The organism is Alienimonas sp. DA493 (genome assembly GCF_043951915.1).
Lineage (GTDB): Bacteria > Planctomycetota > Planctomycetia > Planctomycetales > Planctomycetaceae > Alienimonas.
In genome coordinates, this window is the sequence record NZ_JBINJD010000002.1 from 53,355 (window position 1) to 74,885 (window position 21,531).

Annotated in this window: 18 protein-coding genes and 1 pseudogene; 10 read left to right on the forward strand and 9 right to left on the reverse strand. The window is 72.0% G+C overall.

Annotation, left to right across the window (positions count from 1 at the left end; translation table 11 throughout):
* Positions 1–14 precede the first annotated feature (14 nt).
* Positions 15–410 carry a cytochrome C oxidase subunit IV family protein gene (locus ACG2DA_RS00665; RefSeq protein WP_395253522.1) on the forward strand — a complete coding sequence of 132 codons (396 nt, stop codon included), beginning with the start codon at positions 15–17 and terminating at the stop codon, positions 408–410.
* Between the two features lie 92 nt (positions 411–502).
* The gene (locus ACG2DA_RS00670; RefSeq protein WP_395253523.1) at positions 503–1,165 is read left to right on the forward strand and encodes a heme-copper oxidase subunit III; all 663 of its coding nucleotides are present in this window, start codon (positions 503–505) and stop codon (positions 1,163–1,165) included.
* A gap of 135 nt (positions 1,166–1,300) precedes the next feature.
* Here ACG2DA_RS00670 and ACG2DA_RS00675 read toward each other — a convergent pair whose 3' ends face one another.
* Positions 1,301–2,005, reverse strand: coding sequence for a response regulator (locus tag ACG2DA_RS00675; RefSeq protein ID WP_395253524.1), 705 nt, complete (start codon positions 2,003–2,005; stop codon positions 1,301–1,303).
* A 328-nt stretch (positions 2,006–2,333) separates the two neighbouring features.
* Here ACG2DA_RS00675 and ACG2DA_RS00680 point away from each other — a divergent pair, with 328 nt between their 5' ends.
* The gene (locus ACG2DA_RS00680; protein ID WP_395253525.1) at positions 2,334–3,980 is read left to right on the forward strand and encodes a sigma-54-dependent transcriptional regulator; all 1,647 of its coding nucleotides are present in this window, start codon (positions 2,334–2,336) and stop codon (positions 3,978–3,980) included.
* Positions 3,981–4,031: 51 nt separating this feature from the next.
* On the opposite strand, the gene ACG2DA_RS00685 is transcribed toward ACG2DA_RS00680, so the two are convergent.
* Positions 4,032–4,703 carry a hypothetical protein gene (locus tag ACG2DA_RS00685; RefSeq protein WP_395253526.1) on the reverse strand — a complete coding sequence of 224 codons (672 nt, stop codon included), beginning with the start codon at positions 4,701–4,703 and terminating at the stop codon, positions 4,032–4,034.
* Positions 4,704–4,809: 106 nt separating this feature from the next.
* Here ACG2DA_RS00685 and nadB point away from each other — a divergent pair, with 106 nt between their 5' ends.
* A complete protein-coding gene (gene nadB, locus ACG2DA_RS00690; protein ID WP_395253527.1) occupies positions 4,810–6,462 on the forward strand; it encodes an L-aspartate oxidase in 1,653 nt (550 codons plus the stop codon).
* Positions 6,463–6,476: 14 nt separating this feature from the next.
* Here the strand turns inward: nadB and ACG2DA_RS00695 are convergent, their stop codons facing one another.
* Both ACG2DA_RS00695 and ACG2DA_RS00700 read right to left on the reverse strand, forming a co-directional pair.
* Entirely contained in the window at positions 6,477–7,460 is a 984-nt protein-coding gene (locus ACG2DA_RS00695) for an SGNH/GDSL hydrolase family protein (protein ID WP_395253528.1), read from the reverse strand.
* 4 nt (positions 7,461–7,464) lie between these two features.
* Positions 7,465–8,937 (reverse strand): aldehyde dehydrogenase family protein, encoded by a 1,473-nt coding sequence (locus ACG2DA_RS00700; RefSeq protein ID WP_395253529.1) that lies wholly within the window; start codon positions 8,935–8,937, stop codon positions 7,465–7,467.
* Between the two features lie 249 nt (positions 8,938–9,186).
* Between ACG2DA_RS00700 and ACG2DA_RS00705 the strand changes: the two genes are divergently transcribed.
* The 4 genes from ACG2DA_RS00705 to glmS all read left to right on the forward strand — a co-directional run bounded on the left by ACG2DA_RS00705 (position 9,187) and on the right by glmS (position 14,955).
* Complete coding sequence (locus tag ACG2DA_RS00705; protein WP_395253530.1) at positions 9,187–9,993, forward strand: hypothetical protein; 807 nt, start codon at positions 9,187–9,189, stop codon at positions 9,991–9,993.
* Between the two features lie 59 nt (positions 9,994–10,052).
* Positions 10,053–10,562, forward strand: a complete 510-nt coding sequence (locus ACG2DA_RS00710; protein WP_395253531.1) for a phage holin family protein — start codon at positions 10,053–10,055, stop codon at positions 10,560–10,562.
* Positions 10,559–12,901, forward strand: coding sequence for a DUF3618 domain-containing protein (locus tag ACG2DA_RS00715; protein ID WP_395253532.1), 2,343 nt, complete (start codon positions 10,559–10,561; stop codon positions 12,899–12,901). The genes ACG2DA_RS00710 and ACG2DA_RS00715 overlap by 4 nt, the downstream gene beginning before the upstream one ends.
* A 215-nt stretch (positions 12,902–13,116) precedes the next feature.
* Positions 13,117–14,955, forward strand: coding sequence for a glutamine--fructose-6-phosphate transaminase (isomerizing) (gene glmS / locus ACG2DA_RS00720; protein WP_395253533.1), 1,839 nt, complete (start codon positions 13,117–13,119; stop codon positions 14,953–14,955).
* A 36-nt stretch (positions 14,956–14,991) separates the two neighbouring features.
* On the opposite strand, the gene ACG2DA_RS00725 is transcribed toward glmS, so the two are convergent.
* The 5 genes from ACG2DA_RS00725 to ACG2DA_RS00745 are packed head-to-tail and all read right to left on the reverse strand — an operon-like array spanning position 14,992 to position 19,064.
* Positions 14,992–16,158 (reverse strand): 5-(carboxyamino)imidazole ribonucleotide synthase, encoded by a 1,167-nt coding sequence (locus ACG2DA_RS00725; RefSeq protein WP_395253534.1) that lies wholly within the window; start codon positions 16,156–16,158, stop codon positions 14,992–14,994.
* Entirely contained in the window at positions 16,151–16,696 is a 546-nt protein-coding gene (gene purE, locus ACG2DA_RS00730) for a 5-(carboxyamino)imidazole ribonucleotide mutase (RefSeq protein ID WP_395253535.1), read from the reverse strand. Before purE ends, ACG2DA_RS00725 begins: the two co-directional genes overlap by 8 nt.
* Before the next feature lie 9 nt (positions 16,697–16,705).
* On the reverse strand, positions 16,706–17,605 hold the full coding sequence (locus ACG2DA_RS00735) for a hypothetical protein (RefSeq protein WP_395253536.1): 900 nt from the start codon (positions 17,603–17,605) through the stop codon (positions 16,706–16,708).
* Complete coding sequence (locus tag ACG2DA_RS00740; protein WP_395253537.1) at positions 17,602–17,967, reverse strand: VOC family protein; 366 nt, start codon at positions 17,965–17,967, stop codon at positions 17,602–17,604. The genes ACG2DA_RS00735 and ACG2DA_RS00740 overlap by 4 nt, the downstream gene beginning before the upstream one ends.
* Positions 17,964–19,064 (reverse strand): FAD-dependent oxidoreductase, encoded by a 1,101-nt coding sequence (locus tag ACG2DA_RS00745; RefSeq protein WP_395253538.1) that lies wholly within the window; start codon positions 19,062–19,064, stop codon positions 17,964–17,966. The genes ACG2DA_RS00740 and ACG2DA_RS00745 overlap by 4 nt, the downstream gene beginning before the upstream one ends.
* Positions 19,065–19,480: 416 nt before the next feature.
* Between ACG2DA_RS00745 and panB the strand changes: the two genes are divergently transcribed.
* Positions 19,481–20,329, forward strand: coding sequence for a 3-methyl-2-oxobutanoate hydroxymethyltransferase (gene panB / locus ACG2DA_RS00750; protein WP_395253539.1), 849 nt, complete (start codon positions 19,481–19,483; stop codon positions 20,327–20,329).
* Between the two features lie 131 nt (positions 20,330–20,460).
* Positions 20,461–21,531: pseudogene (locus tag ACG2DA_RS00755) on the forward strand (hypothetical protein); the annotation flags it as partial.

Consider the following 21,531-nt stretch of genomic DNA (forward strand, 5'->3'; position numbering starts at 1 on the left):
CCCGCACCGTTCCGATGGCCTCCCACGCCCCGCCCGAGCCGCTGGACCCGCACCTCGTCAGCGGGCACGCCGGCGAGCACAACCCGATCGCCCACGTCATGCCGAAGTGGATGCTGATCGCGGTGTTCTCCGCCCTGCTGGTCCTGACGGCGCTGACGGTGTACTTCGGCTCGTTTGAGTTGGGCAGCTACGAGGTGCTGGTGGCGATGACGATCGCCACGATCAAGGCCGTGCTGGTGGCGACGTTCTTCATGCACCTGAAGTACGACAACCCGTTGAACACGGCGATCCTGCTGTTCAGCATGATCTTCGTGGCGCTGTTCATCGGACTGTCGATCCTCGACACGCAGAGCTACCGCGGCGAAGTCGACGAGTGGCGGGCGAACCAGGCGGCGGCCTCCGCCAGCTGACCCGTCCGTCCGCACGCGGCCGCGTTCGCGGGTGAACCGGCGCCGACGGCGCCGGTTTGTCGTTCGTCCCGCCCTTTTTTCGGTCCGATCCCGTGAGCGACCGCTTCGCCGGCCTACGGTGGAAGGATTGGAGCTTCGTCCCTTCCTCCGGACCCGCCCAGCGGCGGACGCGAATGGGGCTGAACCTATTGCTGTTCGGCTACCTCGGGTTCACCTTCCTCTCGGTCCTGATCCTCTATCTGTTCGCCGCCCTGGGGCGAGACCTGCGACCGGCCGAGTCGGTGCCGCCGGCGTTCTGGGTGAGCACGGTTGTGGTGCTGATCGGCGGGTTCTCTCTGCGGGGGGCCGTGCACGCGGTGCGGCGGGAGCGGCGCGGGTGGGCTCGCGGGTTGGTCGCGTTTGCGCTGGTCTGCGGCGTGGCGTTCGGCGTCGCCCAGACGATCGGGGTGGGGCAATTGCTGGAGAACTACCGCCCGGTCGCACGCCCCTCGATCGCGGCCCCCGGCGGCGGGAGTTATCTCGATCCGAACGCCCAGGTCGCCCTGCCGATGGCCGGGCTGATCACGATCCTCGTGGCTCTGCACGGGGCCCACTTCCTCGGCGGGCTGCTCGTGCTGTTCGTCGCCGCCGCCCGCACCTTCGCCGGCCGGTACGACCACGAATATCACGCCGGCCTGCTGCTCACCGCACGCTACTGGACGTTTCTGGACGTCTCGTGGCTGGTGATGCTCGCCACGTTCTACTTCACGCTGTAACGGCAGGAACCGACGGGGACGTGCTCGCGCGTGCCGTGGCGGTACGAAACGCCCGCGTCCCGGACCCTTGGAGGGGCCGAGACGCTACGCCTGCCGGGAAGCCGCTCTCACGGCGAGAAGACCTTGGGCGCCGGGTCAGTCGGTGGTGCCGCCGCCCTTGGTGCGTTCCAGCACCCAGTGGACGGCGTGGCGGGTCAGTTCGGTGCTGTTGGCGAGGTTCAGCTTCGCCTTGAGGTTCTCGCGGTAGCTCTCGATCGTCTTCGGCGAGAGGTTCAGCTTCTCGGCGATCTCGCGGGTGGTGCGGCCTTGGCCGATCTGCTCGAAGACTTCCAGTTCGCGGTCGGAGAGCTTGTCCAGCAGCGAGCCTTCCGAGGCGAGGTCGCCGGCGGAGCGGGCCAGCGTGCGTTCCCGCATCCGCTGGGAGAGATAGACCTCCCCGGAGAGCACCTGCCGCACGGCGGAGATCAGCTTGTGGGTCGCCTCCGCCTTGGAGATGTACCCGCCAGCCCCGCTGCGGAGCACGCGCTCGGCGTAGAGGGTTTCGTCGTGCATGGAGACGACGAGCACCTTCACGTTCGGGAACCGGCTGCGAATCTGCTTGCACAGTTCCAGCCCGTTGCCGCTCTTCAGCGACAGGTCGAGCAGGCAGAGATCCGGCCGAAGGGAGTCGATCTGCCGGAGGATTTCGGCCCCTTCGCCGGACTCCCCGACCACGTCGAGGTCCGGCTCCCGGCGGATCAGCATCGAATAGCCGTCCCGGACAACGGGATGGTCGTCCGCGATGTAGATGCGGGACAGGCCATTGGCCGGACCCTCGGAGGAGATGCTGGAAACGCCCACGGGCGAAAGGAATGTAAAAGGACTGTGGATACGCCGCGGCTCCCCGTGGGGAACGGCCCGCACCGGATCATAGGGGTTCGTGCCGGCCGTACCACAGTCGGGCGCCGACGTCCGACTCCTAGAATCGGGAAAACTCCGGCCGAGGGCGGTCCAGGCCGACCGCCCCGTACGAAGGCGGCGCGGGTGGCGGTGGAACGCCCGGCTGTGAGGTCGGGGGATACCGGGAATCGACCACGTTGGCCGTTCGGCGATCATCAGGATCGCCGGGCGACCGCAAAAATGGGTATCGTCGACCCGTTCCCCTTCCGCCCGCCGCGATCCGCCGCCAGTGCCCCGCCTTCTCGTCATCGACGACGACCGCACCGTCCCCCTGCTCGTGCGGAAAGCGGTGAGCGGATTGGAAATCGGCGGAGAGCCGGTCGAGGTCTCCGCGGCCCTGACGGCCCGCGAGGGCATGCACCTCGCGAAAAGCGAACAGCCGGACGTCGTGCTGCTGGACCTCGTGCTGCCGGGCGTGCGGGGGTCGGAGCTGTTCTCCAGTCTGCACGCGGACGACCCGAAGCGGCCGGTGCTGTTCATGACCGCCGGCGGCACCAGCGACACCGCCATCGAGGCGATGAAGCAGGGAGCCTTCGACTACCTGCTCAAGCCGCTGGACCTGCCCAAGTTGCGGGACCTGCTCACCACGGCCCTGGAGAGCCGGCGGTTGATGAGCACCAAGGTCGGCCTGAGCGCCCAGTCCGGCGACAAGATGCCGACGGACCTGTTCGTCGGCCGCACCGAAAGCGCCGTGCAGGTTTACAAGAGCATCGGCCTGGTCGCCGCCCAGGACGTGACGGTGCTGGTCCGCGGGGAGAGCGGCACCGGCAAGGAGCTGGTCGCCCGGGCGATCTACCACCACGGCAAGCGGCAGGATAAGCCGTTCATGGCGATCAACTGCGCCGCCATCCCGGACGCCCTGCTGGAGAGCGAGCTGTTCGGTCACGAGAAGGGCGCTTTCACCGGCGCCGACCGGCAGCGGATCGGTAAGTTCGAGCAGTGCAGCGGCGGCACGATTTTTCTCGACGAGATCGGCGACACCACGTTGCCGATGCAGGCGAAGATGCTCCGCCTGTTGCAGGAACAGCGGTTCGAGCGGGTCGGCGGGAACACGACCATCAAGACGGACGTCCGCGTGATCGCCGCGACGAACCGCCCGTTGGAGAAGATGGTCGACGAGGGGCAGTTCCGCGGCGACCTGTTCTTCCGGCTCAACGAGTTCAGCATCGACATCCCTCCGCTGCGGGAGCGCGGCGAGGACGTGCTGCTGTTGGTCGAGTTCTTCCTCAGCCGCTTCAAACGCGATCTCGGGCAGACCGAACTGGAGGGGATCGCCCCGGAGGCCGTCGAGCTGCTGCGGAACTACGCCTGGCCGGGCAACGTGCGGGAGCTCCAGAGCGTCCTGCGGAAGGCAATTCTGCACAGCACCGGCCCGGTCATCGTGCCGAAGGACCTGCCGGCGGAGGTGCGGGGCGACCGGCGCGCCGTCGGACCGGCCTCCCCGTTGAGCGGTCCGCCCGCGACGGGCCGCCCCGCCGAGCGGCCGGCGGAGACCCCGGCCGCCCCGCCGCCGCCGGACGCCGCCGCCTCCCCGGCGCCGCCGGCCCCCGACGCCGCGGCCGCCTCCGCGAACGGTCAGCCGACCGGCGAAGCGTCCCCGCAACCAACGCCCGCCCCGGAGCCGCCGAAGGAGACTGGCCCGCCCAGCGATCTGCGGCCGCTGCTGGACGCGGCGCTGGCGGAGAACTCCGAGGACATCTACGCTGACAGCCTCGAATTGATGGAGCGGTACGTCGTCACCCGGATCCTCGACCGCACCGGCGGCAACCAGAGCCGGGCCGCCAAGCTGCTGGGCATCACCCGCGGCAGCCTGCGGAACAAGATCCGCGGCCTCGGCATCACGATCGAACAGGTCATCGGCAGCGACGAAGACTAGACGCGGAGGACGTCTAGGCGCGACGGTGAGCCGCTCCGTTCAAGAGAGCGGCTAACACACGATCGTTCCGTGCCAGAGGTCCGTGCGGGCCAGGTCCCGCAGCCCGTCGGCGACGCCGGCGGGGTCGGAGAGGGCGGCGAACCGAAGGGCGGGGCGGCCGTCGCATTCGATCGTCCAACCCCGCACCGGCCACGGGCCGGTCCGGCGAATCACCCGCACCGCCGTCCGCGCCAGGAAGAACGCCCCCGGGTCGGCCATGAGGTGCTCCGCCAGCGGGGCCGCCTCGCCCGGTTCGACGGGGCGGGGTTCGTAGACGAGGCGTCGCTCCCCGCCGCTCCAGCCGGCGCCGAACCCCAGCAGCCGGGCCGTCGGAGCGACCAGCGCCAGCGGGCCGACCGTCAGGCCCGCCGCCCACCAGGCGACGGAGACCCCCAACGCCGGCGGCTCCGCGGGTTCGACCACCACCTCCGGGCGGTGCGGCAGGAAGAACAGTCCGCGGTCGGTCGTCACCAGCAGACCGCGGGTCGGCAGCTCCCGCTGGGAGTACCCCGACCGGGCGACCCGCACCTCGCCGAGGCACCCGACCGCCGGGCCGAGCCGGTCGGCGAGTTCCTCCAACGTCGGATCGTCCGTGGACGGGTCGATCCGCCCGTGACACCGCGGGCAGCCGTCCCCGCCGGGACGCACCCACGTCAGGCAGTGCGGACAGAGCAGCCAGGACACGGACGGCGAGACGGAGGGTGAACCGGGGGCGTCGTCATTAGGATAGGCGCCGGGAAAGGTCCCTTCCGCCCTCCGCCTCCCGCCCTCCCCCTTCCGCCTTTCCTGCATGCCGCTCGCCGAACTTTCGCTCGCCAGTCCGCGGCACCTCGTGCGGTTCCACCCCAAGCGGGTGCCGCACATGTTCACGGACGTGCTGATCCTGGGAGCGGGCATCGCCGGCATCCGGGCGGCGCTGGCGGCCCGGGCCGTCGATCCGTCGCTGGAGACGGTCGTCATTTCCAAGAACGAACTGCGGGAGTCCAACAGCGCCTACGCCCAGGGCGGCATCGCCGGGGTGCTCGACCCGGAGGACGACTTCGCCCACCACGCCGCCGACACGATCGCCGCCGGCAAGGGGCTGTGCGACCCGGCGGTGGTCGATCTGGTAATCCGCGAGGCGCCGCAGCGGATCGAGGAACTGGTCGAATACGGGGCGGACTTCGACCGCGTCGCCGACGAGCACGGCGTCTCTCAGCTCGCCCTGACCCGCGAGGGCGGGCACAGTCACCGGCGGATCGTCCACGCCCTCGGCGACGCGACCGGCTGGGAGGTGATGCGGGCGATGCGCAAGCGGGTGCGGTCCGCCGAGAACGTCCAGCTTTGGGAGCAGACCTTCCTCATCGACCTGCTGACCGTCGGGGAAGGGGCCGACGCCCGCTGCGCCGGCGCCCTGGTTTGGAGTCCGACGCACGGCAAGACGTTCGTCTGGGCGAAGAGCACCGTGCTGTGCACCGGCGGGCTGGGCCGGCTGTACCGGGAGACGACCAATCCGGATATCGCCACCGGCGACGGCCACGCCGCCGCCTTCCGGGCCGGGGCCCAGCTGCGGGACATGGAGTTCATGCAGTTCCACCCCACGGTCCTGTACATCGCCGGCGGCGCCCGGCACCTGATCAGCGAAGCGGTCCGCGGCGAGGGCGCCCACCTGCTGGACGCCGACGGCCGCCGGTTCATGGGCGACTACAGCGAGGCGATGGAACTGGCCCCTCGGGACGAGGTCAGCCGGGCGATCACCGACGTGATGGAGAAAAGCGGCCACCCCTGCGTGTACCTGTCGCTGGCCCACCTCGACCCCAGGCTGGTGGCGGAGCGGTTCCCCAACATCGGGCAGACCTGCAAGCGGTTCGGGTTGGACATCTCTAAGGACCGCATCCCCGTCCGCCCGGGCGCCCACTACATGATCGGCGGGGTGACGACGGACCTGCACGGCGCCACCACGCTGCCGGGGCTGTGGAGCGCCGGCGAATCGACCAGCAGCGGCCTGCACGGTGCGAACCGCCTGGCGAGCAACTCCCTGCTGGAGGGGTTGGTGTTCGGCAAGCGGGCCGGCGAGGCGGCGGCCCGGTTCGCCAGCGGCCGGGGGGACGAGTTCTGCGCCCGTACCCTCGAAGCGGACCGGCCGGCCCCGCAGCACGAGCCGTTGGACGTGGACGACCTGCGGCGGTCGCTGGCCAGCCTGATGACCCGCCGGGTCGGAATCGCCCGGGACGCCGCGGGCTTGCGGGAGGCCCAGCGTCAGGTGGACTTCTGGGCGAAGTTCGCCGGCACGCAGGAGTTCGGCGAACCGGCCGGCTGGGAGTTGCAAAACATGCTGCTGGCCGCCCGCCTGATGGCCGCCGCCGCCGCCGCCCGCGACGAAAGCCGCGGCGTCCACTTCCGCAGCGACCACCCCGAGCCCCACCCCGGCGCCGGCGAGCACGTGACGCTCCAACGCTCGTAGGCGAGCGGTGGGCGTCAGCCCGCCGTGTCCTCTCCCGCCTCCAAGCCCTCGGAGGGCTCACGCCCCCCGCTCGCCTGTGGCAGCGCCTCGCCGACGACATCCCACATCGCCGCCGCCATCGCGTCGTGCCCGGTCGGGGAGAGGTGCAGGCCGTCGGTGGTGGCGTGCGGGGCGAACAGCACGTCGGCCAGCACGTGCCGGGGGATCAGGGGGACGTCCGCCTGTTGGCACGCGGCCCGCTGGGCCCGGCCGTAGGCGCCGTGGAAGGGCGGCAGCGGCAGGCCGACGGCGACGACCGTGCCCCCGCGGGCGGCCGTTTTGCGTTTGAGCCGTTCCAGCAGGGTGCGGAGGTCGGAGCGGAACGCCCCCAGGTTCGTGCCGCCGAGCATGTCGTTCCCGCCGAGTTCCAGCAGGAGCACGCCGCCGGTCTCCGGCACGTCCCAGCCGGAGCCGGCCAGCGGGTCGGCGACCGTCGCCCCCGGCACGGCCCGCACGACGACGGGGAGGTTGTGCGTCCGCTCGAGGAGGTCCGGCCAGCGGGCGGCTTCTCCGCCGACGCCCGCCGTCAGCGAGTCGCCGACGACGACCAACTCCCGCTCCGCAACCGGCGGGATCGTCGGGCCGAGCCGCCACGTCAACTCCCAGCCGACGCCCCACAACAGCAGGGCCGCCAACGTCGCCGCGGAGCCGTAGCGCCAGCCCGCGGGCCAGGTCGGTCGGCTGGCGAAGGCCCACCAGGCGGTCGCGCAGAAGACGAACCCGTACCACCACCGCGGCAGCGGGTCGGCGGAGAAGCAGAGCACGACCGTGCCGAGGACGGCGAGCAGCGCTCCGACGTGGCTCAGCCGTTCGGCCCTACGTCCCGCCGATTCGCCCCGCACGAAACCCGCCGCCAGCCGGAGGCCGACCGCCGCCAGCAGCAATCCGCAGGCGGTGAAGAAGGCCCCGCCGCCGGCGAAGTGCCCGGCGAGCGCGTCCAGCAGGCGGTTGCCGGTCATCCGCTCAGTCCCGCAGGGCGGCGGGCAGGCGCTCCGGGCGGACGTTGTCGTAGCAGGCGAGCCGGGTGAAGCGGGTCAGCGACGCCGGAACGCCCACGGCGGTGAAGTGCGGCTGCCCGCTGGCCGGGAAGGGACCGCCGTGGCACATCGCGGGGACGACCGCCACGCCGGTCGGCATCTTGTCGTTCAACAATCGGCCGGCCTTGCGACGCAGGATCGCGGCGAGGGGGCCGTATTCCTCCTCGTCCGCGCCGCCGGTGTCGCTGAGGATCGTCGCCGTCAGTTGGCCCTGCAGCGTGCGGGCCAGGGCGAGGCGCTGCTTGGCGTTCGTACCGGTCACCAGCAGGGAGACCGGGCCGAAACACTCCGTCTGGAAGGTGTCCGGGTCGGCGAGGAACTGCTCCGCGGTCGTCGTCAGCACGGTGTTGGGGAAGCGGAAGCCGGGTTGGGCCTCCGGTTCCTTCGCCGGCAGCCGCTCGGCCCCGGCGTCGGTGAGGGTCTTTACGCCGGCTTCCAGGCCCTTCACCACGTTCTCGGAGAGCAGCGGCGGGGTGGGGGCGTCGTCGAACCGGGCCTGCAGCGCGGCGGGGAAGGTCGCCGCGGCCTGACCGGCGGGGAGCACGACGATGCCCGGCTGGGTGCAGAACTGCCCGCCGCCGAGCAGGGCGCTGCCGGCGAGTTCCTCCACGAGGGCGTCCGCCCGCTCCTCCAGGGCCCCGGGCAGCACGAACACCGGGTTCTCGCTGCCCAGTTCGAAGTGGCCGACGGTCGCCGTCTCGTCGCACGCCGCTTTGATCGCCAGGCCGGCCCGCTTGGAGCCGGTGAAGGCGACCGCGGCGATCCTCGGGTCGCGGGCCAGTCTCAGGCCGTCCTCCGGGGCGCAGTCGTAGAACAGGCTGACCCAGCCGTCCGGCAGGCCGGCGGCCGCGGCGGCGTCGGTCATCAGTTCCGCAAGGGCCTTGCCGGTTCCCGGGTGGTGCGGATGGCCCTTGGCGATCACCGGGCAGCCGGCGGCGATCGCGGCGGCGAAGTCCCCGCCGCAGGCGCCGTGGAAGGCGAAGGGAAAGTTGTTCGGCCCGATGACAAGCGCCGGTCCAAGCGGTTCGAGAATCGACCGGATGTTGCCGTCGGAGACGATCGGCCGACGCCACCCCCCGTCCCGGACCGCCGCGGCGGCCTGCCGCAACTGGCCGAACGTGCGGGGGATCTCGCCGTTCTGCAGCCGGCCCTCCCGCGGGAGGCCGGTCTCCCGGGCGGCGATCTCCGCGAGGTCGGCGGCGTGGGCCTCGATGCGGTCAGCGTAGCCCTCGAGAAACGCCGCCAACGCGGCGGGGGCGGCGCCGGCCTCGAACGCGGCGGCGGCGCCGGCGGCGAGGCGGTCCAACTCCGCCCAGTCCGCGACGGGGTAACGCTCCGGCAGCGGCTCCCCGGTCGTCGGGTCGAAAGCGTGGAAACCGGCGTCGTCGGCGGGCGGCATAGCGGGCGGGGCGGGCGGGACCGAGGGAGTTTGCGGGTTCGGGCCATCCTGCCGGTCGCTCCTGCGCCCGGCAACGCCGGCGCCTGTGTGTTCGCCGGCCGGTATGAGCGCGGGACGACCAACGATCGCCTTCGCGTTCGGTCTGCGAAGCGTTTTCGGCGATTGGCACGGGACTTGAATCAGAAGGCCTCCCCCACGGTCGCGCCGACGACCGCTGAGTCAACCATCACCGCACCAAAGTCGATCCCGATGCCCGCCACCCAGACTCCCCCGTCCGACAAAGCGAAGTCCCAGCTGGCCGAAGGCCGCGACGAGCTGTCGCAGAAATCCGCCGAAGCGAAATCGGCCGCCGGCGACGCCGCCCGGCAGGCCGGCGACCAGGCCCATGCCGCCGCCGACCAAGCCGGCGCCGCCGTGTCCGACGCCGCCCGGCAGGCGAAGTCCCGCGCCGGCGATCTGATGGACTCCGCCAAGCACGAGGCCTACGCCAAAGCCGCCGAGGCGCAGTCCGCCGTCCGGCAGAAGGTCGCCGACTACACCGAAACCGGGAAGAAGAAAGCCGCCAGCGAGGTGAACACCTACGGCAGTGCGATCTCGAAGGCCGCCGAGGAGTTGGAGAAGAACGACGACCCGGCCGCCCCCGTCGTGCGGGCCGCGGCGGATCGCGTCCAGAAGTTCGGTCAGTATCTCGACGGCCGCGACGCCTCGGACCTGATCAACCAGGCGGAGAACTTCGCCCGGCGTCACCCGGAGGTGGTGCTCGGCGGGATGTTCGTGGTGGGGTTGGGGCTGGCCCGGTTCCTCAAGAGCACTCGGGAGCCGATGCCCGCCCAGCGGACGCCGGGCGGGGGCAACTACGCCGGGAGCGGCGCCCCCAGCCTGTCGGCCCGCACCGGCTACGCGGCGCCGCAGTACGGCACCCATCCGGGCAGCGGCTCCGGGAACTACGGCGGCGGGCAGACCGCGCCGAGCCGCCTCTCGAACCCCTCCCCGAAGACGGGCCGGGTGACCGTGCTGGAGGAGACCTCCACCGTGGTCCCCTCCACGCCCAAGTGAGCTGAGCGGCCCCCGCCGCTCCGCCCTCCCCGTCCGCCGTTCCCCGTCCTCGCACCGCCATGTCCGTTCACGCCCCACACGCACCGAATGCCGTCCCGCCGCCCGCCAGTCGCGACGACGGCCGCTCGATCGCCGACCTGCTGAAAGATCTGCGGGACGAAAGCACCACGCTCGTCCGGCAGGAAGTCGCGCTGGCCAAGACGGAGCTGTCCGAGAAGGCCGCCGTCTACGGCCGCAACGCCGGCAAGATCGCCGCCGGCGGGGCCCTGGCCTTCGCGGCCACCGTCGCCCTGGTGTTGGCGGTCGCGTTCGCCGCGTACTTCGCCGTCGTCGCCATCGGCGGCGGGGACGACGCCGAGGAGTGGGTCCGCTGGGTCGCCGGCCTCGTCGGCTTCCTGGGCGTGCCCCTGCTGGCCCTCGGGATCGGCGGATACCTCATCAAGTCGGCCGTCGACCGCATCTCGCACACCAGCCCGGTGCCGGAGCAGACGATCGCCAGCGTGAAGGCAGACGCCCGCCACGTCGGCCACGATATCCAAGAATTCAAACAGAAAGTGACTCCCCGATGAACACCGCCGCCCCCCAACAGGCCAAGCCGTACACGGACGGCGTGCCGCCCGAGCGGGCCGCCCAGCGCCCCGACTCCCCGGCGAATCCGGCGACCCCGCCGGCCTACCCGGACCACACCTCCAGCGGCGAGATCCGGGCCGACATCGCCCGCACCCGGACCGAGATGGACGGGACGCTCGATCAGCTCAGCGAACGCCTCCGGCCCGCCAACCTGATCGACGACGCGGCCGATTTCGCGAAAAGCTGGTTCGGCCTCGGCACGACCTCCGCCTCCGCCCGCACGACCGCCCAGCCGGTCTACGAGGAGCGCGTCCAGCCGGACGGCACCGTCGTTCAGGTGCGTCGGGAAGGGACCGTCGCCAGCGGCCCGGCCGACCCGTTCGGGTTCAGCGACGTCTACAAGTCCGGCACCCGGCTCGCCGGGACGATCGGCGACGCGATCCGCGAGAATCCGGTCGCCACGGCGATTTGCGCCACGGGCCTGGCTTACGCCTTCTTTGAAGACCCGCTGAAGAAAGCCGCCCGCCGGCAGTACCGGCGGTGGACCTACGAGGGCAACAAGGAGCCGCGGATGTACAGCGGCTCCTACGTCGACGCCCGGACCGGGCTGCCGTACAGCGAGAACTACGGGGCCGGCTATCGGAACCCGTACGCTCCCTCCGGCCAGCGCTCCTCCTCGAAGGGTTCCTGGAGCGACGAGGCCGGTCACTGGTACGACCACGCCGGCAACAAGATCGCCGCCGCCGGAACCGCCGCGGCCCACGCCCTGTCGTCCGCGGTCCATTCCGTGACCGGCGCGACGTCCTCCGCCGCGTCCTCCACGGCCCACGCCGCGGGCAACGCCGGCCGCTCCGCCGGCCGGTACGCCGCCAACACCTCCCGCGACGTGACGGTGAAGGCCGGCCGGGTGACCGACTCGGCCACCGGCGCCCTCCTGTACGTGGGCAGCGAGGCGAAGGACGGCACGATCTCCGCCGCGAACACCACCGCCGACGCCGCCGGCAAGGTCTACGACAAAGCGACAGGAGCCTTCCTGTACGCCGGCTCCAGCGCCGCGGAGGCGGCCCGCTCGACCGGCCGCAGCGTGAAGGTGACCTCCGGCAAGGTGTACGACGCGACCACCAACGCCCTGCTGCACGCCGGCAGCGAGGCGAAGGACGGCGTGATCAAAGCCGGCGAAACGTTCGCCGACGCCGCGGGCAACGTCTACGACGCGACCACCGGGGCCTTCCTCTACGCCGGCAGCGCCGCGGCCGACGTCGCCCGCTCCGCCGCCAAGAGCGTGAAGGTGACCTCCGGCAAGGTGTACGACGCGACCACCAACGCCCTGCTGCACGCCGGCAGCGAAGCGAAGGACGGGGCCGTCAAAGCCGGCGAGACCTTCGCCGACGCCACGGGCAACGTCTATCACGCGACCACCGGGGCGTTCCTCTACGCCGGCAGCGCTGCGGCCCACGCGGCCCGGGACGCCGGCCGGTCCGTCACCGTGACCGCCGGGAACGCCTACGACGCCGTCACCGGGGCCCTGCTGCACGCCGGGACCGAGGTGAAAGACGGCACCTATCACGCCGCGGAAGTCGTCGCCGACGCCGCCGGCAACGTGTACCACGCCGCGACCGGGGCGTTGCTCTATTCCGGTTCCGCGATCGCCGACGCGGTTCGTTCGGCCACCTCGTCCGTCTCGCATTTCGCGGAGGACGCCTATCACTCGGCCGAATCGCTCGGCCATCACGCACTGGAGAAAACCGTGGACGGTTACGAAGTCACCAAGCAGCGGTTCGACCGCAGCGTGCAGGAAAACCCGCTGGCCGTGGGCCTCGGGTTCCTCGCCGCCGGCCTGCTGGCCGGCTTCTGCGTGCCCCGCACCAAGACGGAGAACCGTCTGATGGGGCCGTCCCGCGACCGGTTGTGGGACCAGGCGGAGCACTCCGCCGAGGCCGTTCTGCACCAGGCGAAGACCTCCGCCGCCCACGCGATGGGGATGACCCTCGACGAGATGGAACGTCAGGGTCTCACCCCCAAGGAGCTGGTCGACAAGGCCGCCCACCTGGCGCAGAGCGCCGGCAAGCAGATCGGCGACGACATCTCCCACGCCGCCAAGGCGGAGGGGCTGGACCCCGCCGGATTGAAGGCCCGCGGGGCCGCCGTCGCCGACGCGGCGACCTCTGGGGCGAAACTCGCCGCCGCCGAGGTGGCCGAGAAGGCTCAGTCCGAGGCCCGCAACGTCGAAGGCCAGGCCGAGAGCGAGGCCGACAAGCTCAAGGGCAAGGCCGAAGCCGGCGCCGAGAACGTCGCTCAGAACGCCAAGGAGAAGGTGCGGGAGACGGTCAACGCCTGACCGCCCTCCTCGCGGGGGTTCCGACCCCCGCCGTCCCGCACCGAACGCCCCGCCGCGGCCCCTCCGCGGCGGGGCGTTCGCTTTTTGTGAAAGCGGAGCGGAGCAAGAGCAGTACCCGACAAACGTGTAGGCGGGGGAGCGACCGAGTGCTAGGTTGCCCAGGCCCCGGCCCAACGGGGCGTCGCCTTCTACCCGAGCCGATCAGGGACGCTCCGATGTGCGGGATTGTGGGATACCTTGGCACCCAAGACGCGGACGACGTCCTGCTGGGCGGGCTGCGTCGGCTCGAATACCGCGGCTACGACAGCGCCGGGCTGGTCACCGTCCATGACGACGGCTTCGACCTGCGGCGGGCCGTCGGCCGGGTCGAGCGGCTGAAAGATCTCTGCGACGAACAGCCGGTTCGCGGCTCCCTCGGCATCGCCCACACCCGCTGGGCCACCCACGGCCGCCCCAGCGAAGCGAACGCCCACCCCCACGTGGACGCCGCCGGCAAGGTCGTGTTGGTGCACAATGGCGTGATCGAGAACCACGCCGCGATCCGCGATTTCCTCAAGAAGCAGGGCGTCACGTTCCGCAGCGAGACGGACACCGAGGTCCTCGCCCAGCTCGTCGGGTTCTTCTACAGCCAGACCGGCGACCTGTTGGAGAGCGTGCGGCGGGGGCTGCTGGAGGTTCGCGGGACGTTCGGCATCGCGGTGGTCTCCCCGGACGCCCCGCACACGCTGATCGCCGCCCGGCGGGGCTCGCCGCTGCTGGTCGGGCAGGCGGACGGGGCCTACTTCGTGGCCTCGGACGCCGCCGCCGTCGCCGGGCAGGCCGTGCGGGTGACCTATCTGAACGACGATGAGATCGTCCGTCTCGGCCCCGACGGCATGACCGCCGGCACCATCGACGACGTGCCGGTCGAAAAGCGGTTCGAGGAGTTGGAGCTGGCGATCGAGGATGTGGAGCTGGACCACACCGGGTTCGAGCACCACATGCTCAAGGAGATCTACGAGCAGCCGGACGCCCTCACCAACACCCTCCGCGGCCGTCTGCGGGAGGGTTCGGACAAGGTCACCCTCGGCGGCCTCGCTCAAATCGCCCGGGAGCTGCCGCGGACCGAGCGCCTGCTCCTCATGGGCTGCGGCACCGCGTGGCACGCCGGGCTGATCGGGGAGTACCTGTTCGAAGAACTGGCCGGCATCCCCTGCGAGGTCGAGTACGCCAGCGAGTTGCGGTATCGCAATCCGATCGTGCTGAAGAACACGCTGGCGGTAGCCGTCAGCCAGTCCGGCGAGACGGCCGACACCCTCGCCGCCCTGCGGGAGGTGCAGACCCGCGGGGCCCGGGTGTTGGGGGTGGTCAACACCGTCGGCAGCACGATCGCCCGGGAGACGGACGCCGGCGTCTACCTGCACGTCGGCCCGGAGATCGGCGTGGCCAGTACCAAAGCCTTCACCGCCCAGGTCGCCGTGCTGGCGATGATGGCGCTGGACCTCGGCCGCCGCCGGCACCTCTCCCCGGAACGGACCATCGCCCTCGCCGAGGAGTTGATGGCGATCCCGGACAAGATCCGCGTCGCCCTGCAGCTCGACGACGAGGTGAGGGCCCTTGCCGAGAAGCTGGTCGACCGGGACAACTGGCTCTACCTCGGCCGCGGGGTGAACTTCCCCGCGGCGCTGGAGGGGGCGTTGAAGCTCAAGGAGATCAGCTATATCCACGCGGAGGGCCTGCCCGCCGCGGAGATGAAGCACGGCCCGATCGCCCTGATCGACGAGGGCATGCCGGTGGTCGTCATCGCCCCGCAGGACCACACCTACGAAAAGGTCCTGAGCAACATCGAGGAGGTGAAATCCCGCCGCGGCCGCGTGATCGCCGTCGTCAGCGAGGGCGACACCGAGGTCTGCCGCATCGCGGACGAGTGCCTGATGGTGCCCAAGACCGAACCGCTGCTCTCCCCGCTGGTGACCAGCGTCCCGCTCCAACTGCTCGCCTACCACTGCGCGGTGCTGCGGGGCCTCGACGTGGACAAGCCGCGGAACCTGGCGAAGAGCGTCACCGTCGAATGATCGCCCGTAACGCTGAGGCCCCGCGGGGCCTCAGCGTTACGACGCGGCGCCCCGCAGCCGCTCCCGGGCGGCCAATACGCGCCGGGCGGCGGACTCCGGGTCGCCGGCGGTCGCGGTGAGGTGGCCCATTTTGCGGCCGGGCTTCGGCTCGTCCTTGCCGTACAGGTGCAGGTTGACGTCGGGGAAGGCGGCCAACATGCCGGCCCAGTCCGGTTCCCCGTGCTCCCACAGATCGCCCAGCAGGTTCGCCATCGCCCCGGCCGACCGCGGGCTGGGATCTCCCGGCGGCAGACCGGCGGTGACGCGGACCTGCTGATCGAACTGGCTGACCCCGCAGGCCTCGATCGTCACGTGCCCGCTGTTGTGCGGGCGGGGGGCCAGTTCGTTCACCACCAGATCGCCGTCGTCGGTGAGGAACATCTCGACCGTCAGCAGGCCGACGACGTCCAGCGCCGCGGCCATCCCCGCGGCGATTCGCTTCGCTTCCGCCGTCACCACGGGGTCGACCCGGGCGGGGTAGAGGGTGAGGTCGAGGATGCCGCCGGCGTGGTCGTTCTCGAACGGCCCGTGCACCCGGGTGCGGCCGTCCGGCCAGCGGGCGGCGATCGCGGACAGCTCCAGGGCGAATTCGACCCGTCCTTCCAGCACGCAAGGGACGCGACCCAGCGAATCCCACGCGGCGAGCAGGTCGTCGCCCTCCGCCAGCCGGACCTGCCCCTTGCCGTCGTAGCCGTCGCGGGCCGTCTTCAGGATCGCCGGCCGGGCGATCGTGGGGGCGGCGGTCGCCTGTTCCTCCGTGCTCACCTCCCGCCAGGGGGCCGTGGCGAACCCGGCCGCGGCGGCCGCCTGCTTCTCCCTCCGGCGGTCCTGCGCGACGGCGAGGACGTCCGCCCCCGGCCGGACCGGCAGCGACGACAACCCGGCCAGCTTCCGCAGCGTCGCGGCCGGGACGTTCTCGAACTCGACCGTGACGGCGTCCACGCCCGCGGCGAAGCGGTCTCGGGCCGCCTCGTCGCCGAACGGGGCGACGGTGCAGTCGTCCGACGCCCGCACCGCCGGTTCCTCCCGGTCCTGGGCCCAGCAGCAGACGCGGTAGCCGTGCCGCTGGGCGCTGTGGGCGAACATCCGCCCGAGCTGTCCGCCGCCGAGCACCCCCAGCGTCCGTCCGGGGGGCAGCGGGCGTGGCGGGGGCGAATCAGCCATGATCCAGGGCGGACGATGCAGGGGGGAAGAGGTCGTCGTCGGTCAGGACGCGGGTCGCGGCGACCGTCGCCGTTTGCTCCGCGTGGTAGTCGGCGAGTTTCGCGGCGAGCGCCTCGTCCGACAACGCCAGCGTCCGCACGGCCAGCAGCGCCGCGTTCTTCGCCCCGCTCGTGCCGATGGCGAGCGTCCCCACCGGCACCCCCCCGGGCATTTGCACGATGGAGAGCAGCGAATCCAGCCCGCTTAGCGCCCGCGACTGCACCGGCACTCCGAGCACCGGCAACGTGGTGCTCGCCGCCAGCATCCCCGGCAGGTGCGCCGCCCCGCCGGCCCCGGCGATGATCACCTTCAGCCCGCGGCCCCGCGCCTCTTTGGCGTACTCCACCAGCCGGTCCGGCGTGCGGTGGGCGGAGACGACCTCCGCCTCGAACGGCACCTCGAACTGTTTGAGAATCTCCGCGGCGGCCCGCATCGTGGGCAGATCGCTGCGCGACCCCATCACGACGCCGACGAGAGGGGCGGGGGCGGGTTCGCTCATGTCGTCAAACTAACCCGAAGTCTTGTCGGGGGTCGAGCAGCCTGCCCGGTCGTCGCTGCGAAGCCGCCCCGTCGGGACGCCGCTGAAGCGGACGGTGCAGGTCCATTCGCCGTACGTCAGCACGGCCGTGTTCTCGAGCGGCGCCCCGGTGACGTGCTCCCGGAAGGCCGTCAGCGGGCCGAGCTGCGAGAGGTCCCGCAGGATCGCCGCGGCCACGCCGTCCGCCCCGCCGTACTTCGCCAGCATCGCCGGCTTGTGGCGGTACTCGGCGTTGTCGCACCACGCCGCGGCGGCCCGGCGGCAGGCCGCGGACCAGTTCGCCGCCCCGCGGTCGGGCAGGTCGCTGGGCTCCTTGACCCACTCGCCGGTGTCCGGGTCGCGTTGCGCCCCCATCCCTTCCCGCAGGGCGGCGTGCGGGTCGGCGACGCGGCGGTCCGCGTCAATGCCGATTCCCCAGTCGTCCGCAGAGGAGTTCGCCTGCAGGCCGAATCGGAAACCCAGCGCCTCCGCGACCGCTTCGAGCGCCGCGACGAACCCCGCCAAGTCCGGCCGCCTGTCCCGCGGCGTCAGGTCCTCGATCGAGAGCCACAGCCCTTCCAGATGCGGATCCTCGATCGCGGCGAGTTGAAAAGTCAGGTCCGCGCCGGCCGCGTCGAGCGTCACCATCGGCTCCGTCCCCAGCCGACGCTCCCACGGCCCCATGATGACGTCCGGGCAGCCCATCGCTTTGAGCCGGGCGTAGTGCGTCCGGATCGCCGCGTCGCCGGCCTCCGTGTCGGCCGTCAGATCTGGAAACTGCCGGCGGAGGCGGTCGATCAGAAGGTCGAGCGGGAACCGCGGCCCCTCCTCCCGCTCGTCGAACATCGGCCCGAGATGGGCCTGCCAGGGTAGCGGCGGGGGGGCGGTCACGGCGTCATCACTTCGATCAGCACGCCGTCGGGGTCCGCGACGAGACAGTGCGTGGCGTCCTCGTCCGGCGGTTCGACGACGGCCGCCCCGGCCGCGACCGCCCGGTCGAAAGCGGCCCGGACGTCGGCGTCCCTCAACAGGAGCGTCGCCCCGGCCCGCTCGACCGACGGGGCCGGCGCCGGCCGCACGGCGTTCGGCAACAGCGTGAGCGTGAGCCCGCCGACCCGCAACCACGGGCAGCCGAACCCGTCGCCGGGCAGATCGACCGCCCCGAACGCGGCCCGGTAGAAGGTCGCGGTCCGCCGGTGATCCGTGCAGATCAGGCAGACGGCGTTGCCCCGGTCAGGGCCGGTTTCGGTCACTCGATCCCTTGCGCCCCGAGCCAACGCTCGGCGTCGAGGGCGGCCATGCAGCCGGTGCCGGCGGCGGTGCAGGCCTGGCGGTAGTAGTCGTCCGCCACGTCGCCGGCGGCGAAGACGCCCTCCACGCTGGTGTGCGTGCGGAAGGGGGTCGTCCAGACGACGTACTTCTTCTCCGTCAGTTCGAGTTGACCGCCGAGGAAGTCGGTGTTCGGCGTGTGGCCGATCGCGGCGAAGTAGCCGGAGACGTCCAGCGTTTCCGTGCGGTCGCTGTCCTTGACGTTGCGGATGCGGACGCCGGTCACCCCCTCGTCGTCGCTGCCGAGGACCTCCTCGACGACGGAATCCCACTTCACCGTGATCTTGTCGTTGGCGAGCACGCGCTCGGCCATGATCCGGCTGGCGCGGAACTCGTCCCGGCGGTGGACGATGTAGACCGGGTCGCAGAACTTGGTCAGGTAGGTCGCCTCCTCCATGGCGCTGTCGCCGCCGCCGACCACCACCACGCCTTTGCCGCGGAAGCGGGGCAGGGCCCCGTCGCAGACGGCGCAGGCGCTCACGCCCTTGTTCTTGTAGGCGTGTTCGCTGTCGAGCCCGAGGTAGTTCGCCCGGGCACCGGTGGCGACGATGACGGAGTGCGCCTTGACCGTCTTCCCCTGCGCCGTGGTGAGGGTGAAGGGGCGCTGGGAGAAGTCGACGCTGGCCACGTCGTCGGTCACCACGCGGGTGCCGAAGTTTTTGGCCTGACGCCGCATGAGCGTCATCAACTGCGGGCCGGTAATCGTTTCCTGCTCCGGGCCGCCGTCCGGGAGCATCATCCGCTCCTTCTCGGTCAGGGCGGAGTTCAGGTAGCCGGACAGGTCGCCCGCCGGCCAGGACGGGAAGTTTTCGACTTCCGTGGTGAGGGCCAACTGCCCCAGCGGGAGCGTGCCCTGGGCGTAGTTCTCCGCGGAGTTGGCGCCCTCGAAGCAAAGCGGCCGCAGCTCGGCCCGGCTGGCGTAGATGCCGGCCGCCCAGCCGGCCGGCCCGCTGCCGATGATCACGAGTTTTTCGGTTTCGGAACCGAACTCGACCGGCTCGTCGGGGGTGGGGCCTGCCATCGGGGAACCGTCGTGTTGCGAATCCGGGGGACCGACGCCCAAAACGAGGCGCCGGGAGCGGGCACGATAGTTCGCCCGGCGAACCCCGACAACGGCCGTCGTCGACCGCAACGACGCGGCGCCGGCCGCGCGTCGGCCCCCGGCGCAGAAGCAAACCCCCGGCGACCAGAAGCCGCCGGGGGCCGCGTCAATCCCGCCCGATTGCGGGCCGGCTCACGGGCGGGAGACGGACACCACCTTTGCGGTCCACGACGGAAAGTCAGGGGGCGGGTTTCCACACCGTCGACCCAAGGTCATGCGCTGACATGGATTTGCGATGCTCGATCCGCCTCCGTCGCGGCTTCCCGGCAGCCGACGAGAGGTCGCGCGGGAGGCGTATCGCCTTCGCTTTTCCGCGGGCTTCGTACACTGGCGGCATGACTGACCCCGAACCGATTGCCTCCGGCCCGGTCCCCGAACCGCGCAAGCCGATGACGTTGCCGCGGTTCGTCGCCGCGAAAGCCGCGGGCCGGAAGCTTGCGGTGTTGACCGCCTACGACGCGCTCACGGCCCGACTGTTCGAGGAAGCCGGCGTGGACGCCCTGCTGGTCGGGGACACCGTCGGCGTCGTCGTGCAGGGGCACCCGACGACGTTGCCGGTCACGGTCGAGCAGATCGTCTACCACACCGCCGCGGTCGTCCGCGGCCGGGACGCCGGCGGGGGGCGGGCGATGGTGATCGCGGACCTGCCGTTCCTCTCCTATCAGACGAGCGTGGCGGACGCCGTCCGCAACGCCGGCCGCATGTTGAAGGACGCCGGGGCCGAGGCCGTGAAGCTGGAGGGCGGCGGCGTGGACCACGGGGAGACGATCGCCGCGATCGCCGGCGCCGGCGTTCCGGTGATGGCCCACATCGGCTTGAAGCCGCAAAGCGTGCACGCGGTCGGCGGGCACCGGGTGCAGCGGGACGTGGACGCCCTCGTCGCCGACGCCGTGGGCGCCGAGGCCGCCGGGGCCTTCAGCATCGTGTTGGAACTGGTGAACGACGAGACGGCGCAGGCCGTCACGGAAGCGGTCGGCATCCCCACGATTGGCATCGGCGCCGGCCCGCACTGCGACGGGCAGGTGCTCGTCGGGGCGGACATGCTGGGCCTGAACCCGGGCTTCGCCCCCAAGTTCCTGAAGAAGTACGCCGATCTCGGCGCCGAGACGCTCCGGGCGGCGGCGGCCTTCTGCGAGGAGGTCCGCGACGGCGCCTACCCTGCCGCGGAGCACACGCACGACTGACGGCGGGGCCGCGCGGCCCGGCGGCGACAAGAGGGGGGGGAGAGGCGGCGGAAGCGGGGTTCCCCCGCGCCCGAAGCACGATCTACAACGCCGGTTCTCCCCGGACGTTGACCACCGATCGAGCTCGCCCCGTGCGCACGGACGCCACGCGGTTCCCGCCCGCCCTCACCCGCATCGCCGCGACGGCTCGCTCCGTCTCGCAACGCGGCGCCCGGGTCGTGCTGAACCACCCCGCCGCCGCCCCCGCGGCGGGCGCCACGCTGGCCGGCGGAGCCCTCGCCTGCGTCTGGACGCAGTGGACGTTGCGGTTCGGCGGCGACCCCGCGGTGACCTTCGGCGGCCGGGCCGCCGTGCTGATCGGGCTGGCCGCCGCCTGGGCGATCGGCCGGTGCCGGACGGTTCCGGTTCAGGTTGCGGGCCCGATTGGCGCCGCGGCGGTGGCGCTCGGCCCGCTCTGCCTGACGGCGGCGGAGGCGGTCGCCGGGGCGGCGCCGGCCGGCTGGCTCGCCGGCGGGAAGGGGGCGGGGTGGCTGACGCTGACGGCCCTCGCGGCTCTCGGCCCGGCGGCCTGCGGGGCGGGGCTGCTCGGCTTCGGACGCGGTTTCGCCGGCGTGCGATTGTGCGCCGCCGGGCTCGGCGTGGGGCTGTTCGGTTCGCTGCTCGCCCCGGCGACCGGTCTGCAAAACGCGGCCCTCCTCGCCGCCGGCGGGGCGGTGGCCCTCGCCGGGCTGGCGATGGCGGTTCAGGCCAGGAAGTCCGAGGGGAACGAAAGCGAACCGGCGGTCGGCGCCGCGGTCCGCCGCGGACGGGGGCGGAGCCTCGACCCGCTGGCCGTCGGCGTGGCGCTGCTGTGCGGGGCGACGGCGGCGGCGGGCCTGCGGGCGGCGGCGGCCTACTTCCCCGTCACGCTCGAAATCCTGCTCGGCCGGGCGGGGCTGGCCGTCGCGGCCCTGGGCGTCGGCGTGCTGATCGCCGGCCGGCTGCGGCGGGACCGGCGGGCGGCGGTCGGCGGGACCGTTGCGGTCGCCGGCACGGCGGCGGCGTTCGCGGCCGGCGGGCTCTGGCTGGAACTGAACCTCTGGGCGAACGCCACTCTGGACGCCCCGTGGCTGCTGACCGACGTGCGGACCCTGTGCGCCGCCGCCTTCCTGCTGCCGGCCGGCGTCGGGGCGGGGCTGGCGGCCCGGGCGACCGCGGCGCCG